This is a genomic window from Nocardia sp. NPDC049149 (assembly GCF_043197455.1).
Lineage (GTDB): Bacteria > Actinomycetota > Actinomycetes > Mycobacteriales > Mycobacteriaceae > Nocardia.
Window position 1 is genome coordinate 119978 of record NZ_JBICTD010000014.1, and the last position, 15242, is coordinate 135219.

Below are 15242 nucleotides of genomic sequence, written 5' to 3' on the forward strand. Positions count from 1 at the left end.
AGGAGGACCGCTCGCCATGAATGTCTCAGCACCGTCCGATGCGAGCGAAGACCGCGCCGGGCCGATAAACAGCACGGCCGCAGTGGAATCCGACAACAGCACCGCGGCCCGCGTCGGCGCCTGGGTGGTCTTGCTCGGCACCGTGGTGACGTTGATCGGCCTGAGCTGGGACATCCAGTGGCACAACCAAGTCGGCCCGGATACCTTCTTCACCCTGCCGCATCTGTTCTTGTATGCAGGCAGCGCGATCTCGGGCTTCGCCTGCCTGGCCATGGTTTTCATCGCGACCTTCGCGCAACGGGCAGGCAGGCCGGTGCCCCGGCAAGGCGGCCCCGCCATCCGTGTCTTCGGCAGCAACCTGACGGCGCCACTCGGCTACATGATCGCCGGTGCTGGTGCCGCCCTGTTCCTGGTCTACGGCTTACTCGATCTGGAATGGCATTCGATCTACGGTTTCGACGCGGTGCTCAACACCCCCTCGCACGTCGCGCTGTTCTTATCGATCACCCTCACCATGATCGGCAGCATCATCGTCTTCGCCGCGCATCGCGACCACGGCTGGGGTCGATTCGGCATCGTTCTCGCGATCCCGGTGCTGCTCACCTTCGCGCCGATTCCGGTGCAGGGCTTGGAGAATTTCGACCTGCCCGTCGATCCGACCACCCTCGGGACCGTGCTGTTCGGCCCGCTGCTGCTGGTGCTCGGCGCAGCGGTGCTGGCCCGCGCAGGCGTCCCGATCGCCATCGCGGTGGTGCTCGGCATCATGCAGGTACTGCTGTGGTGGTTCTCGCCGTGGGCCGCCGAAACCTACGCCTCGGCCATCGGTTTGCCGCTGCGCGACGGTCTCACCGACCGCGCGCCTGCTCTTCCCGCCCTCATGCCGATGTTCCTCATCATCGCGGCCGTCGCCGTCGAGGGCCTGTTCTGGCTGGCCCGCACGCGCGGATACGACGCCAACAAGATCGTGCTGGCCGCGGGCGCGGTCACCGGTGTCGTTGTGGGCGTGACGTTCCCGCTGCAATTGAAACTCACCAACATGGCCTCGCACGTCTCGCTCGAGATCCTGGTGACGATGGGCCTGCTCGGCATTCCGCTCGGCTTGCTCGCCGGCTTCTTCGGTGGCCGCTTCACCCGCATGTTGCCCGCGCCCGCGACGGAGGCGCTCCGATGACCGCCCTCCGTAAGGTCGCCTTCACCGTATTGGCCACGGTGACAATGGCATTGGTCTCGATCGCGCCCGCATCGGCCTACGCTCCCGTCGATATCGTGCACACCGAGCGTGTGCAAGCAGGCCCCTACGCCCTCACCGTCGGCTTCTCCACCTGGCCGATCCGCGCGATGAAGTCCCTGGACTTCACCTTCGTGCCGGACGGCGGCATCGCCGACAAATCCGGAACCTTGAAGATCGAGGGTCCAGGACTCAGGCCCGGCAGGCGCCCCCAACCGCTCGTGCGTCATCCACGCAAGCGCGACAACTGGGGCCTCGACGTCCGAGCCTTCGACGACCCGGGCGACTACAGCTTCACCTTCGCCATCGACGGCCCGCTCGGCCACGGCGAAGGCACCCTGTCCGGCGTCCACATCCTCGACCAACCAGGACCGCCCCTTGCCCTCAGCTGGACCATCGGCTCCCTCCCGTTGATCGGCCTCATCGTCTTCCTCGGGGTGGCCTGGCGACGGACGAAGCCAGGCCGTCGACCCTTGACGGTCTGACTCGGTTCGGTCGTTCGGCTGCCAGGTGAGCAGCGAAATGATCGGGAAATGACGTGCGTGCGGGAACGGCCGCGCACCCGGCGTCGATGAGCCGGGTGGTCCGTGGTGCTCGGGCCGAAATCCTTCGAGGAGAGGCCGATTCAGGATGCAGAACGCCGAACGCAACCCCAACGATGCTCATCCGGGTCGCGGTGACAACCGTGTTGATCGCGGCGGCGGCCCAGTGATCACCGCGTCGGCCAGGGCCGCTTGGGTGTTGCTGATCGGCGGGCTGGCCGGTTGGCTGGCCGCGGTCGCGTTGACCATCGAGCGATTTGCCCTGTTCACCGATCCGAAGCACGTGCCGTCGTGCAGCATCAACCCGATCCTGTCCTGTGGCTCGGTGATGGAGGCCGAGCAGGCCGCTGTATTCGGGTTTCCCAACCCACTCATCGGCATCGTCGGCTTCTCCGTGGTGGTGACGCTCGCGGTGCTCAGCGTCGCGGGTGTCGGCTTCCCGCGCTGGATCTGGGTCGGGCTGTGGCTCGGCACCGTGGCCGGTGTCGGCTTCATCGGATGGCTGATCTTCCAGAGCATCTATCGAATCAACGCGCTGTGCCCGTATTGCATGGTGGTGTGGGCGATCATTACGCCGCTGCTGGCGGTGGTCTCCAACCAGTTGTGGGGCAACTCGAAAGGACCGCTAGGGGTCCTCGTAGCGTGGCGCTGGGCATTCGTCGCGCTGTTCGCTGCCGTGGTCCTGCTGCTGATATTTCTGCGATTCCAGAACTATTGGCTCTCGCTGGTCTGACATCTATTGTGCGGCACAGTCTTTGAACGGTGCCGGAGTCGGTTCAGCGGGGAGTGCAGGGACACTTGGTTGTTCGTCCGTGGTGGTGCGGTCGAGGGTGACGGTCACCGTGCCGTCGTGGTCGATTTCGGTGCGGCGATTGCGGGTGTTGTCGGCTACCAGGACGGTGGCCAGGTTGCGGCGAGCCGGGGGCAGGACGCGGACGGTGACGCGCCCGCGCTCGGTGCCGTTCAGTTCGCGGATGACGACGTCGCGGACCAGGGTGGCGGTGCGGGGTGCGGCGGTGGCGAGGCCGCCGTCGTCGAGAAGTATCACCTCGATGCCGCGCTGGCGGGCGGCGCGCGCGGCGGCGAGCAGGTCCGCGGTGGACAGCTGCGGCGCGCGGAGTTCGTCGCGGAGTTCGGCCTCGAGCAGACGACACTCTTCGCGTTCCTCGGGCGTGCACGGCACCGCGGTGGCAATGCGCTCGAGCATCGGGCGGGCCAGGCGGTCGAGGCGGTCGAGCTGGCGTCGGCGTTCGGCGTTCTGGGCATCGAGCCTGGCCTGCTTCGCGGCGCGGGCGGCCGCCTCGATCTCGAGGTCGTGCAGCGACCGGAGGGTCGGTCGCATGATCGCCGAGAAGGTGGCCGCGACGGCGACGGTGACCAGGGGCACGATCGCCTGCACGTAGACGGTCGGTCCGCTGCCCGCGGCGAGCACGACGGCGAGCCAGGTGGCCGCGGTTCCGCACCAGGCCACCAGGTTTCGGCCGCGCACCACCAGAATCGCGAGTGCGATGCTCGCGGTGTAGGCGCTCCACACGTTGGTGTGCGCGTGCAGCTGCGCGCTGACCTGCTCGTGGACGGTGAGGGTGGCGAGCGGGCCCGCGGCGGCGACGAAGATCGCCGACGACGTGTGGATCGGCGCCGCCGTGTCGAGGATGACGACGAGCGTGGCGGCGACGACGAGCGCGGCGGCGAGGTACATGGTCGCCGACAGCGGAAGCTCGGCGCGCCGCACCGAGCGGATCATGACCGCCGCGTCGGTGGCGAGCATGAAGAGGATGACCGTCGCCATCGTGGAGCGCCGACCGCTGAGTACCCTGCCGAGGTCGCCGTCAACTGTCATTCGGGACAGCCCATTCCAGGGTGACGCGGGTTCCGGCGCCGGGGCGCGAGTCGATGATCGCGCGGCCGCCTGCTTCGCGCATGCGCTGTCGGATGCTGACGGTGAGACCGAGCCGGTCGGCCGCCGCCCGCCGCGGGTCGAAGCCTGCACCGTCGTCGCCGACGACGACGGTGATGCCGCGGGCCTGCGCCACGATCGTCACTTCGCGCGTGACCACCCGGCCGGGCACCGCGGCATGGCGCACGCTGTTGCGGACGGCTTCGGCCGCGGCCTGCGCGAGCGCGGCGACCGCGAGAGAATCGATGCACAGGTCGTCCGAGCGATAGTCGCGCCGAACCCGCACGCGCAGTTCGGTTTCGGTGGCACCGGCCACCTCGCGCGTGATCGCCTCGATCGCCTCGACATCGGTGCACAGTTCGCTGACCCGCCCGAGCGCGGCGAACTGACCGAGCGCCGTCTCGGCCTGCCTGGCCAGCATCGTCGCGTCGCCGCCGCGTGCGGCGTCGAGGAGCGTGGCGAGTACCTTGTCGTGGATCATGCCCGCGAATCGAGCCCGCTCGCTGGCGCGCGCCTCGGCGGCCAGTTCGTCCTGCGGGCGTGCGCGTGCGCGTTCCGCGTCGAGCAGGCGGGCCGCCCGCTGCGTCAGCTCGGTGAGGTAGACGAACGCCGCCGCGATGCCGAGGATGCGCACCGCGGTGAGCGCGAACTCGGTCCAGCCGATGTCGCCGGTCGCCTGCCCGGTGGACGCGGCCGCGAGCAACCCGACCCCGATGAGGTAGCACGACATGGCAGGCGTCCGCCAGACCAGCGTCGCCGCGACACCAGCGAGCGGGACCAGCCGATAGACCCACGCCACGTCGTCGGTGATCTGCCCTGGCCCGACGGCGAAGCCGGAAAGCGCGATGGCGATGGCGAATACCACGGCGTGCGCGGTCGCGATCTTTCGCACCGTCGGCAACGTGACCTGCAGTGCGGTCGCGGCCAGCAACAGTGCCGTGCCGAAAACCCCTGCGAGGGCTAGCATCGTCCACCAGGCCGAGAAATGGTGCGACTGCCTGGCGATCTCCGCGGCGTTGCCTGCGCCGAAGATCCAGGTGCCGAGGCCGAGCGCGAACGCGAGCATGCGATCGACGCATTCGGCGGCGGCGCGCGGGGTCGTCGAGCCCTGCAGCCAATGGTTCGGCCGGAAGGACGTCGCCCGCGCCAGCAGTGACGGCGCCGTCGGCGTCATCCTGGCTCGCTGGCCTCGTGGTCCGGTTGTTCGGTTTCCCCCACCCGATCATCAATCACTGACGATTCCTCCCGTGGTCGCCATCGAAGGCGGAGCGTTCGTCAGTGGATCGCAGTATTCAGTTGGACGAGTCGCTGACGAGCAATCTGCCTGAGCGGATGCTATGTGGAGAAACGCTATTCGTCATGCCCGCAGAAGTTGGGTGGTTTATTCTGAGCGGTTGTGGCGACGTACGATCGTTGCCCCCGTTCGGACCGTGGTCAGCACCGCGATCAGCATGATTGTGACGAGTTGCAGCATGTTCCACGCGACGGGATCGACGGTGGGTTCGGCGATCTCGCGGCGGGTGATCGGGGCAACGGGCACGGCGGGTGGGACGCGTGGTGCGGTCGGTGCGATCGCGTCGGCGGGTTCGTCAGGGGGCTCGACGACGGGGATGACCGGCGCAGGCGGCGGTTCGAGCAAGAGCGGCAGGCCCGGCAGCGGGACCTGGATCGGTGGCAGGAGCAGCAGGCAGGTCAGCAGCGCGCTGCCGGACAGTGCGCTGCCGACGGCCGCGCTGCCGAGTGCGGAACCGCTCGACCCACGGCCGCTGCCGGTCACGATGCCGAGCATGATCATCGCGCTGCCTGCGACGGCGCTGCCCGCGCACGCGTTCTCGACGCTGCCGGTGGTGATTTCGGGTGTGGGGAGCGGGTCCTCCGCAGCGGGACCCACTGCGAGTGGTTGCGCGTCGGTGTAGGCACCGCCTGTGGTGGTTGCGCCGGTGCTGCCGAGGTCCCCGCTGCCGGTCCGCGGCGCCAGGCCGAGGCCCAGATCGCCTGCTGCCGTGGTTCCTTCGGCGCTGCCGAGGTCCCCGCTGCCGGTTCCCGGCGCCACTCCCATGCTCAAACCGCCGCTCGCAGAGCCGGTCTCGTTGGCACTGGGCGACGCACTGCCGCTGACGATCTCGCCGATCGATGGCAACGGCGGGTCGGCTGCCGACACCGGCGGCCGACCCGCGAGGAAGACGGCGGCCAATGGCACCGCCGTTGCCGCGGCCACAGTTCTTGCTAGCCTTCGTGTTCGCCTGTCGTGGCTGCCTGACGCCATCTGCTGCCGTCCCGTCCGTTGTCGGTTCTGCCGGAAGAGTTCGGCTAGGTGATGTGCTGATAGCGCGACAGCGCCAGTTCGAAAGCGTCCTTGGAGACGATGTTTCCGCCGGAGAAGGGCCGATCGAGGTTGTAGATGGCCAGCACCGCGGTGCCGACCACGACACCGAGCAGTCCGGTCATCAGCACGCTGCGAAGGGTGACTGCTGCGCCGGAAAGCACGCCGCTGAACAGCAGCAGCACGACGGTGAACCACAGTGCGGTGTAGAGGAATCCGGGCATACCGAGGTTGGTGTCCAGCGCGCGATCCTGACGGGCCTGCGCCACCGCGTCGAGGCCTGCCAGTGCCGTCGCACGCAGATCGGTGACGTCGGAGTCCGGTGATTGGACCGCGGCAACGGTATCGCGCAGGCTGTCGAGGATGTCCTGGGTGGACTGACTCATCTTGTGGTCGCGGTCCATCGTCGTCCACTCCTCGGTGACGACGCTTTCGGTGTAATCCTTGATCAGGCCCTGAATCCGGCTGTGGTCGGGCTCCGGCATGCCGTGTGCGGCCCAGTAGACGTCGACCAGGGCCTTGGACTCGGCGACGGTGTGGTTGTGCGCGTTGTCGTACTGCTGCCAGCAGATCACCACGACGAACGCGGCAACGGCCAGGAAGAGCGTATTGATCAGCTCCACCACCAGAGCACCTGGCGAATCGTCCTCGGTGTGCCGCCACGCGGACGGCCGCACCCGGTCCCCGACCACGAAAACGATGACCGCGAGGACTGCGGCCGCGATGGGCACGGCTAGTTGTAAAACCATGGAGCGACACCACCTTTCGAGACGATCGACGAGCTGAAGCGGAGAGCGGCGCCGCCCTAGGCGGTGCGGGCCACGGCGACATCGGCGACGTAGCGCAGCGCCTGGATCGCCACTGCGGGTAGCGGTGCGTCGTTCAGTGCGTGCTGGGCTTGCGCCCACCTGGTGCGGATCATCGCCTCGACGTGCGGGCGGCCGGCGGCGAGCACGTCGCGGCACACGGTGGCTCGTTGCTCGTCCAGCTCCGGATCGCCGAGTGCGGCTTCCAGCAGATTGGCCTGCGCCGGATCCGCGTGTTCCAGCGCCAAAGCCACCAGGGCGGTGTGCTTTCCGTCGCGCAGGTCATCGAGGTTGGATTTGCCGGTGGTCGCCGGATCGCCGTAGACGCCGAGCAGGTCGTCCTGCAGCTGGAACGCCTCGCCGAGCGGTCGGGCATAGGCCGAGAGTGCCGCAAGGACTTCGGGATCGGCGCCGGCGAGCACGGCGCCGAGTTGCAGCGGGCGCTCGCAGGTGTAGGCCACCGTCTTGTATCGGATGATTTCCAGCGCACTGCCGAGATCGCTGGACGGGCAGGCGGTGGTGAGCAAGTCGAGGTACTGGCCGTACATCACCTCGGAACGCATGCCGTCGAGCACCGTGAGCGCGGCCGCGAGCTGGCCAGCGGTCAACCCCGCGGTGTGCAGCAACTCGGCCGACCACACCATGGCCAGGTCGCCGAGCACGATCGCGGCGTGCGCGCCGAATTGCCTTGGATCACGGCGATTCTGATGCCTTGCGGCCAGCACCCGGTGCACGGTGAGTTGGTCGCGGCGGGTATCGCTGTTGTCGATGATGTCGTCGTGGATCAGCACGGCAGCGTGGAACAGTTCGAGGGACGCGGCGGCCCGCACGACCGATGCCGGCACGTACCCGTCGCCACCGGCGGCATGCCAGCCGAGGACGCAGAGCAGCGGCCGAAACCGCTTGCCGCCTCCGGTGACAAAGCCGTGCAGGGTCCCGGTGACCTCGTCGGGCAGTGCCGGTTCGGCGTCGGGGCCCGCCTTCGCGCGCAGGAAATCGTCGAGCGTGGCATCGATCCTGGTCCGGATCTCGTCCATGCCGAGTGCCGCCGGTGCTATCGGTTCGACACGTGTGCCGGTCATGAGATCCCTTCCTGAGCCTGATCGATGTCCTCGGTGAGCGTCATGGCCTCGGCCAGCAGGGTTTCCACGATGAGGTGTTCGGGGACCGTGCGAATCACCTTGCCGCGGACGAAGATCTGCCCCTTGCCGTTGCCGGAGGAGACACCGAGGTCCGCCTCGCGCGCCTCGCCAGGCCCGTTGACGACGCAGCCCATGACGGCGACGCGCAGCGGATACGGAAAACCCTCGAACGCCGCCTCCACCTGGCTGGCGAGCCGATGGATGTCGACCTGGAGCCGCCCACAGCCAGGGCAGGACACGATTTCCAGCTTCCTCGGCCGCAATCCGAGCGACTGCAGGATGTGACAGCCCGCCTTCACTTGGTCCACCGGCGGCGCGGAGATCGACACCCGGATGGTGTCGCCGATGCCCTCGCCGAGCAGGATCGCGAAGGCGACGGCCGATTTGATGGTGCCCTGGAACAGCGGCCCTGCCTCGGTGACCCCGAGGTGGAGCGGGTAGTCGCAGCGTTGCGCGAGTAGGCGATTGGCCTCGATCATGGTGCGCGGGTCGTGATGCTTGACCGCGATCTTGAGGTCGGTGAACCCGTGCTCCTCGAACAGCGTCGCCTCCCACAGCGCGGATTCCACCAGCGCCTCGGCGGTCGCCGCGCCGTGCCTGGCGAGCACTCGTCGATCGAGCGAGCCGGCATTGACCCCGACTCGGATGGGAACGCCCGCTGCCCCAGCGGCTTTCGCGATATCGCCGATGCGATCGTCGAACTCCTTGATGTTGCCCGGATTCACCCGCACCGCCGCGCAGCCCGCATCGATCGCGGCGAAGACATAGCGGGGCTGGAAGTGGATATCGGCGATGACGGGCAGCGGCGAGCGGGCCACGATGGCGGGCAGCGCGGCCGCGTCGTCCGGGGTCGGCACCGCGATCCGGACGATATCGCAGCCCGCCGCGGTCACCGCCGCGATCTGTTGCAACGTGGCGTCGATGTCGGCGGTGCGGGTGGTGGTCATGGTCTGCACGGAGATCGGCGCGCCGCCGCCGACCGGCACCCCGCCGATATTCAATCGGCGAGTGCGGTGGCGCGGCGGCGCGGTAGCCAGGATGAGATCGTCGGTGGTCACTGGTTGCCTCTCTCGATCGGTGTCGGCAACTGCCTGGCCCGGACCACGGTGTCGACGATGCCTGTGGCGCAGAGCCCGGATTCGACGAGAATGTCGCGACGATGGCCGTGCGCGAGGAAGCGGCGCGGCAGCGCAACCGGGTGCACGGGCACCCGGGAGCCCGCCGCCGTGAGGGCGTGCGTGAGCGCAGCGCCGACGCCGCCTGCGCCGATGTTGTCCTCGACGGTGACGATCACCCGATGCGCGGTCGCGAGGGCGATCAGTTCGTCGGCGATCGGCAGCACCCAGCGCGGATCGGCGACGGTCGCGGCGATCCCGCGATCGGCGAGCAGCTGCCAGGCCGCGACGCACTCGGTGGCGGTGGGTCCGACGGCCACCAGCAAGACTTCGGCGGCCGGGGCGCGCAGCAGAATGTCCAGCGCCGCAATGCGTTCGACTGCAGGGACGGCATGGCCGATGGCCGCCTTGGGGAATCGCAGTGCGGTCGGTCCGTCGTGGTAATCGACTGCCTCACTGAGCAACTCGCGTAATCGCTCGGCATCTCGTGGCGCCGCGACGCGGAGCCCGGGGACCGTGCCGAGCAGGCTGAGATCCCACATGCCGTGGTGGCTCGGACCATCCGGGCCAGTGATGCCCGCACGATCCAGGACGAAGGTGACCGGAAGCCGATGCAGGGCGACATCCATCAGGAGCTGGTCGTAGGCGCGGTTCAGGAAGGTCGCGTAGATGGCGACCACCGGATGCATGCCCGCCGTGGCCAGACCCGCCGCACTGGTCACCGCGTGCTGCTCGGCGATGCCGACATCGAAGCAGCGCTCCGGAAAGCGGTCGGCGAAGGTGGTGAGGCCGGTCGGCCCCGGCATGGCGGCGGTGACGGCGACGACATCGCTACGGCGAGCGCCGATCTCGGCGAGTTCGGCGGCGAAGACGGCCGTCCACGTCGGTGTCGGCCTGACACCCGGCTGGGCGGTGGGGCCCGCGGTGTGCAACTTCTCCGGATGCGCGCAGGCCGGGGCGTAGCCCTTGCCTTTGCTGGTGCGCACGTGCACGACGACCGGACAGCCGAGTCCGCGCGCCTGGCGCAACACGGGTTCCAACGCGCCGACATCGTGTCCGTCGACCGGGCCGAGATAGGCGAAGCCGAGGTGCTCGAACAGATTCGGCGCATCGCTGCGACTCGGCAACTCCCCGAGATGGGCGGCGACAGCGCCGACGGTGGGCGAATAGGAATGCCCATTGTCGTTGAGCACCATGATGACCGGCCGATCCTTGGCCGCGCCGATGTTGTTGAGCGCCTCGTAGGCCATCCCGCCGGTGAGCGCGCCATCGCCGACTACGGCGACTACGGCACGATCTCCGTCGCCGATGATGGCCCGCGCCTTGGCGATTCCGTCGGCATAGCTGAGCGCAGTCGAGGCGTGGCTGTTCTCGATCACGTCGTGGACGGACTCTTCGCGGAGCGGATAACCGGACAGCCCACCGGGTTGGCGCAGCGTCTCGGCGAACGCGCGCTGTCGTCCGGTCAGGATCTTGTGCACGTATGCCTGGTGGCCGGTGTCGAACAACAGTGTGTCGCGCGGTGATTCGAAGACGCGGTGCAGTGCGATGGTCAGTTCGACGACACCGAGATTCGGGCCGAGATGACCGCTGACGACGGTGACCGTATCGATGATCATCGCGCGGATCTGCGCGGCAAGGGCAGGAAGCAGCGCGAGCGGCACAGCGCGCAGGTGCTCGGGGTTGGCGATCGCCGACAATCGCACGGCAGCAACGGCCGGCGTGGCCTGGGTGGTCGGTAGTGGAGCGTTCATGGCAGGCGCCTGACGGCCGTCGGTGCGGCGAACGCGATGTCTTCGACGGCCGTGACGTGTTCACGGACGGTGACCGGCCCCCAGGTGCGCAGCGCTTCGATGACCGCATCGACCAGCGCCGCCGGTGCGGACGCACCCGCGGACAAGCCGATAGTCGTCGCGGCGGCGAGCCACTCCGGCGCGATCTCCGTGGCATCGTCGATGAGGTAGGCGGGGACGTGGTGGCGCCGGGCGACCTCGACCATGCGCTGGGAGTTGGACGAATTGGCGGAGCCGAGCACCAGCACCAGATCGCTGCGGTCGGCAATGGCCTCGATCGCGCGCTGGCGGTTGGTGCTCGCATAGCAGATATCGGAGCTGGCCGGCTCGTGCAAATCGGGAAAGCGTTGGCGCAGTGCCCGAATCGTCTGGTCGGTCTCCTCGATCGACAGGGTGGTCTGGGTCAGGATGGCGACCCGGCTCTCGTCGGGGACCTGGAGTGCGGCGGCTTCGGCGGGCGTGTCGATCACCACCGTCACCTCGGGAGCCTCGCCCGCGGTGCCCTCGACCTCTTCGTGGCCCGCATGCCCGACCAGCACGACGGTGTCGCCCCGCGCGGCGAAACGTCGTGCTTCCGCATGGACTTTCGTGACGAGCGGACAGGTGGCGTCGACCACGGTGAGTTCGCGCTGTCTGGCTTGTTCGCGCACGGCGGGGGAGACGCCGTGCGCGGAGAACACGACCGTCGCGCCCGGCGGCACCTCGTCGAGTTCTTCGACGAACACCGCGCCGCGGGCGGCCAGGTCGGCGACCACGTGGGTGTTGTGCACGATCTGCTTGCGCACGTAGACCGGGTCCTGTCGATTCGGCGCGGCGAGCAGGCGTTCCACGGTGTCGATGGCGCGCTCGACCCCGGCGCAGAAGGAGCGCGGCGAGGCGAGCAATATCGTTCTCGCGCGGAAGAATTCGAGCCCTGTCATGGTGCAACTCCCTGCTCCGCCGGGATCCGGTCGAGCGATCGCTGGAGTCCGTCGATCCGCAGGGCACTGGTGCCGATGCCGGTGGGATGGCGGAAATCGTGGCTCGGTCGTGGCTCGGCCGCGGGTCGATAGCGTTCTTCGAGCTGCGCCTCCGGGTAACGGCCGCTGTGCCGGTGCCAATTCAGGATCGCGGCCATCCAGTCCTGCAGTTCCGCGGCGCGTCGGTCCAGTGCGGCGCATGCCTCCGGGGTGAGGTCGTATTCCGCATAGAGAGTGGGCAATTCACTCGTGACGATGCGTTCGAATTGGTGCATGCGGGCGGTCATCAGATCGTTGACCATGCCGACCGCCTCGTCCTTGCCGCACTCCAAGAAGTTCCGCAGCACGGTGACCGCGTTGTGGAAGTCGCCCTCGTACTGCGTCTCCTTCTGATACGAGAACAGATCGTTCAGCAGGGTGGCGTAGTCGCTCGCGGTGTGCTCCAGGTCGGCGATCGTTTGGCTGCGATAGACCTTCGGCGGGACGAGTTGGCCGTGCGAGAACCTGGACAACGCCATCGTGAGATCCGAACCGAAAGTGCGCCTGCGCATTTCCACGTAGTCCACCGGATCGGGAATGCGATTGGTGATGTCGTTGGCCACCTCCCATTCCGAGGCGGCAAGGAAAACCTCGACGACACGGCGGAATTCCTGTTTCTGGTCGCCGTCGAGTACGGCGGTCGTCCGACCCCAGAGTTCGGTGAGCGCGCGTTCCATGGTGTTGGTTGCCGGCGGTGCGGGGTCGGCGTCGAGTGGCATGCAGGCGGCGAATCGCTGGCCCTGCTGTTTGGCTCCGATCATGTCTTTGTGGCTGCCGAACACCTGCGGGTAGTAGTCGTCGACATAGGTGCCCCAGGCCAGCCAATTCGCCGCGAGGTCGAGCTCGGCGATCGTGGCGTCGGGATCGATGCCCGCCGCGCACAGGACCAAGTCGCATTCGGCCAAATCCTGTGGCCGCCACAGCGGCCGGCCACCGAGCTGGGCTATCGGCTCGTGCAGACCGATGCGTGCACCCCAGCTGAGCAGGTTCTCGCGTGCGGTGTCGAGCAGCGGATTGAGTCGTAACTGGTAGGGCATGTAGATCTCCGGCAGTGCGGTCGGGCCGACCTGCTCGAACCGGGGACGCACGAAACTCTTCACCCGGGTCGGGCTGAGCACGGCGGTGACGACGGAGAACGCATAGGCCGCAGCGGTGCCGAGGCCGACCGGCTTGCCGAGCAGCACCGGACTGTTCTCGGTGGTGCGTCCCTTGTTCATGTAGCGGCTGGACCGCATGTGCCACTCGTGCCCGCCGGATTGCCAGTCCTGCAACCCTTTTGCATAGGCCACCACCGCAGCCTGTTCGGCCGGATCGACCGTGTGTTCGGCGAACAGCATCGGCAATTCGGTGAGGGTGGTGTGCTCGAACTGCTGCAACCGTGAGGTCAGCAGATCGTTGACGACATCGGCTGCATGCTGGGTCTCATAGCCGAAAAACCGTTCGACAACGAGGATTCCGTTGGCGTTCTCGCCCTCCTTTTGCACCTCGCGCTCGTAGGAGAAGATGTCGTTGCGCAGGTGCACCGCGTCGGCGAAGGTGTCGCGCAGCACCTCGAGCGGCCTGGTCGCGGCGAGGCGGGCAGGCACCTCCGCGCCGACCGCGTGTTCGACCAGGTTGGCCGACCACGGGGCGCCGCCGACCTTGCGGCGCATCTCGATGTATTCGATCGGGTTGGCGATCCGGCCCTCGGTGATATTGGCCAGCTCCCACAGTGATTCGTCCAGCAGCGCGGTGGTGGTCGCGGCGAACCGCTGGCGCCAGTCCATCGACATCGCGGGCACGGTCCTGGTCCACAGATCGGCCAGGCCGCGCTCGACCGGGTTGGTCGGCTCCGGCATCGGGCCGCCGTCGAGTGGCATGAAGTCCTGCAGCCTGGCCAGGTATTTCTTGGCGCCCGCGGTGTCCTTGGTGCGCTTGAACAATTCGAGGAAGTGGTCGTCGAAGTAGAACACCCACACGTACCAGTCGGTGATGAGATCCAGCTCCGTGCTGTCGCATTCGGGGTGGGTGTAGGCGCACAGCAGGCCGTAGTCGTGCTGCTCGAGGTCGGTGGCATCCCAGATGTGGTGGCCCTCTTGCGGTTCGAAGAAGCCCATGCCGGCGGCCCAGGTCCTGGTGTGCGCGCGGGCGATGTCGACGTGTGGATTGAGACGGGCCGGATAAGGCATGTAGAAATCGGGAAGTTCGAAGGGCTGCATGTCATCTCCTCAGGTCGGCATCAGCGGTTCCGGCGGGACACCATGTGCGCGAGCACCACCAGATCCGCGGCCGCGGCGGGGTTGGCCAGTGCGGCGATCGCCGCGTGCACCCGGCGTTCGGCGTGCCGCAGGGTGCCGTGCCGCCCGCCCGCCGACTCGACCAGGGCCGCCGCGCGGGCGACATCCATGCCGCCGGTGGCGGACTCGTCGGCGTACATGGTCGCCAGCTCGGTCGCCGCCGCCGTTCCGGAATCGAGCGCCGCCACCACCGGCAGCGACATGGACTGACGCGCAAGGTCGTTGGCCGGCTTGCCGGTGACTTCGGGGTCACCCCAGATGCCGATGAAGTCGTCGACGAACTGGAAGGCCATGCCGAGCTCGCGCCCGAACGTGTCCATCGCCGACACCGTCGTTCGATCCGCCTTCGCGCACAGGGCGCCGAGCGCGCAGGCGCACCCCATCAGCGCGCCGGTCTTGCCCATGGCCATCCGTGCGTATTCGTCGATACCGACCCGCCTGCCCGACCCGAAGCGGCAGTCCTCGTGCTGGCCGCGGCACATCTCGATGATCGCCTGCTCCAGGGTGGCGATCGCGGTCATGGCGGTGGGTCCTGGCAGCCCGGTCACCAGAACCCGTGCCGCCAGGGCGTGCAACGCGTCGCCGAGCAGCATGGCATCGGCGACGCCCCACACGGTCCACACCGCGGGCCGCCCGCGTCTGATCCGATCGCCGTCCATGATGTCGTCGTGCAGCAGCGTGAAATTGTGCACCAGCTCCACGGCGACGGCGGCCGACAGCGCGGCGCGCGGGCCTGCGCCGCAGGCCACCGCCGCGCTGACGGTCAGCGCGGGCCGCAACGCCTTTCCAGCAGGCTCGTGCACCGGGGTGCCTTCGGCATCGCACCAGCCGAAGTGATAGCGACCCATCAGCCCGAGGGGTTCGGGCAGCGACGAAACCGCCTCGTGTAGTAGGGGATCACACATCCGCCTGACCCGTGCCAGGATCTCCGCGGCCTGTCGGGCTGCTGCCGTGGAGGTACTCTCGACCATCGCCACGCACATACCTTCCCTTGTCACTGGAAGAACGGAACCGCTTGCGGGCATGCCGATCTCGCCGTCGGTCGGCTGGCCGCCGACGGCGTGCACCGTGGTGATCGGATCGGAACGCCGTTGCGGGCGCCGCACCGCGGCGACCGCCGTT

Annotated in this window: 13 protein-coding genes; 3 read left to right on the forward strand and 10 right to left on the reverse strand. The window is 68.2% G+C overall.

Annotated features, from left to right (window positions below):
• The first annotated feature begins 16 nt into the window (after nucleotides 1-16).
• The 3 genes from ACGFNJ_RS39530 to ACGFNJ_RS39540 all read left to right on the forward strand — a co-directional run bounded on the left by ACGFNJ_RS39530 (nucleotide 17) and on the right by ACGFNJ_RS39540 (nucleotide 2503).
• Entirely contained in the window at nucleotides 17-1171 is a 1155-nt protein-coding gene (locus ACGFNJ_RS39530) for a hypothetical protein (RefSeq protein WP_393460888.1), read from the forward strand.
• Nucleotides 1168-1713, forward strand: a complete 546-nt coding sequence (locus tag ACGFNJ_RS39535) for a hypothetical protein (protein ID WP_393460891.1) — start codon at nucleotides 1168-1170, stop codon at nucleotides 1711-1713. The genes ACGFNJ_RS39530 and ACGFNJ_RS39535 overlap by 4 nt, the downstream gene beginning before the upstream one ends.
• A gap of 223 nt (nucleotides 1714-1936) precedes the next feature.
• On the forward strand, nucleotides 1937-2503 hold the full coding sequence (locus tag ACGFNJ_RS39540) for a vitamin K epoxide reductase family protein (protein WP_393461116.1): 567 nt from the start codon (nucleotides 1937-1939) through the stop codon (nucleotides 2501-2503).
• 3 nt (nucleotides 2504-2506) lie between these two features.
• On the opposite strand, the gene ACGFNJ_RS39545 is transcribed toward ACGFNJ_RS39540, so the two are convergent.
• The 10 genes from ACGFNJ_RS39545 to ACGFNJ_RS39590 all read right to left on the reverse strand — a co-directional run bounded on the left by ACGFNJ_RS39545 (nucleotide 2507) and on the right by ACGFNJ_RS39590 (nucleotide 15226).
• On the reverse strand, nucleotides 2507-3610 hold the full coding sequence (locus ACGFNJ_RS39545; protein WP_393460894.1) for a hypothetical protein: 1104 nt from the start codon (nucleotides 3608-3610) through the stop codon (nucleotides 2507-2509).
• Nucleotides 3600-4841, reverse strand: coding sequence for an ATP-binding protein (locus ACGFNJ_RS39550; protein WP_393460897.1), 1242 nt, complete (start codon nucleotides 4839-4841; stop codon nucleotides 3600-3602). The genes ACGFNJ_RS39545 and ACGFNJ_RS39550 overlap by 11 nt, the downstream gene beginning before the upstream one ends.
• A 207-nt stretch (nucleotides 4842-5048) precedes the next feature.
• On the reverse strand, nucleotides 5049-5885 hold the full coding sequence (locus tag ACGFNJ_RS39555) for a hypothetical protein (RefSeq protein ID WP_393460900.1): 837 nt from the start codon (nucleotides 5883-5885) through the stop codon (nucleotides 5049-5051).
• 92 nt (nucleotides 5886-5977) lie between these two features.
• Nucleotides 5978-6739 (reverse strand): DUF4239 domain-containing protein, encoded by a 762-nt coding sequence (locus ACGFNJ_RS39560; RefSeq protein WP_393460903.1) that lies wholly within the window; start codon nucleotides 6737-6739, stop codon nucleotides 5978-5980.
• Between the two features lie 56 nt (nucleotides 6740-6795).
• On the reverse strand, nucleotides 6796-7878 hold the full coding sequence (locus tag ACGFNJ_RS39565; RefSeq protein WP_393460905.1) for a polyprenyl synthetase family protein: 1083 nt from the start codon (nucleotides 7876-7878) through the stop codon (nucleotides 6796-6798).
• Nucleotides 7875-8996 (reverse strand): flavodoxin-dependent (E)-4-hydroxy-3-methylbut-2-enyl-diphosphate synthase, encoded by a 1122-nt coding sequence (gene ispG / locus ACGFNJ_RS39570; protein WP_393460908.1) that lies wholly within the window; start codon nucleotides 8994-8996, stop codon nucleotides 7875-7877. The genes ACGFNJ_RS39565 and ispG overlap by 4 nt, the downstream gene beginning before the upstream one ends.
• A complete protein-coding gene (locus tag ACGFNJ_RS39575; protein ID WP_393460911.1) occupies nucleotides 8993-10807 on the reverse strand; it encodes a 1-deoxy-D-xylulose-5-phosphate synthase in 1815 nt (604 codons plus the stop codon). Before ACGFNJ_RS39575 ends, ispG begins: the two co-directional genes overlap by 4 nt.
• Complete coding sequence (gene ispH / locus ACGFNJ_RS39580; RefSeq protein ID WP_393460914.1) at nucleotides 10804-11766, reverse strand: 4-hydroxy-3-methylbut-2-enyl diphosphate reductase; 963 nt, start codon at nucleotides 11764-11766, stop codon at nucleotides 10804-10806. The genes ACGFNJ_RS39575 and ispH overlap by 4 nt, the downstream gene beginning before the upstream one ends.
• Nucleotides 11763-14042 (reverse strand): germacradienol/geosmin synthase, encoded by a 2280-nt coding sequence (locus ACGFNJ_RS39585; RefSeq protein ID WP_393460917.1) that lies wholly within the window; start codon nucleotides 14040-14042, stop codon nucleotides 11763-11765. Before ACGFNJ_RS39585 ends, ispH begins: the two co-directional genes overlap by 4 nt.
• A gap of 20 nt (nucleotides 14043-14062) precedes the next feature.
• Nucleotides 14063-15226 (reverse strand): polyprenyl synthetase family protein, encoded by a 1164-nt coding sequence (locus ACGFNJ_RS39590; protein ID WP_393460920.1) that lies wholly within the window; start codon nucleotides 15224-15226, stop codon nucleotides 14063-14065.
• Nucleotides 15227-15242 lie beyond the last annotated feature (16 nt).

Excerpts from the sequence above, each read along its gene's own strand:
- ACGFNJ_RS39530 (WP_393460888.1), top strand. The coding sequence starts at position 17 with ATGAATGTCTCAGCACCGTCCGATGCGAGCGAAGACCGCGCCGGGCCG.
- ACGFNJ_RS39535 (WP_393460891.1), top strand. The coding sequence starts at position 1,168 with ATGACCGCCCTCCGTAAGGTCGCCTTCACCGTATTGGCCACGGTGACA.
- ACGFNJ_RS39545 (WP_393460894.1), bottom strand. The coding sequence starts at position 3,610 with ATGACAGTTGACGGCGACCTCGGCAGGGTACTCAGCGGTCGGCGCTCC.
- ACGFNJ_RS39550 (WP_393460897.1), bottom strand. The coding sequence starts at position 4,841 with ATGACGCCGACGGCGCCGTCACTGCTGGCGCGGGCGACGTCCTTCCGG.
- ACGFNJ_RS39560 (WP_393460903.1), bottom strand. The coding sequence starts at position 6,739 with ATGGTTTTACAACTAGCCGTGCCCATCGCGGCCGCAGTCCTCGCGGTC.
- ACGFNJ_RS39565 (WP_393460905.1), bottom strand. The coding sequence starts at position 7,878 with ATGACCGGCACACGTGTCGAACCGATAGCACCGGCGGCACTCGGCATG.
- ACGFNJ_RS39575 (WP_393460911.1), bottom strand. The coding sequence starts at position 10,807 with ATGAACGCTCCACTACCGACCACCCAGGCCACGCCGGCCGTTGCTGCC.
- ispH (WP_393460914.1), bottom strand. The coding sequence starts at position 11,766 with ATGACAGGGCTCGAATTCTTCCGCGCGAGAACGATATTGCTCGCCTCG.
- ACGFNJ_RS39585 (WP_393460917.1), bottom strand. The coding sequence starts at position 14,042 with ATGCAGCCCTTCGAACTTCCCGATTTCTACATGCCTTATCCGGCCCGT.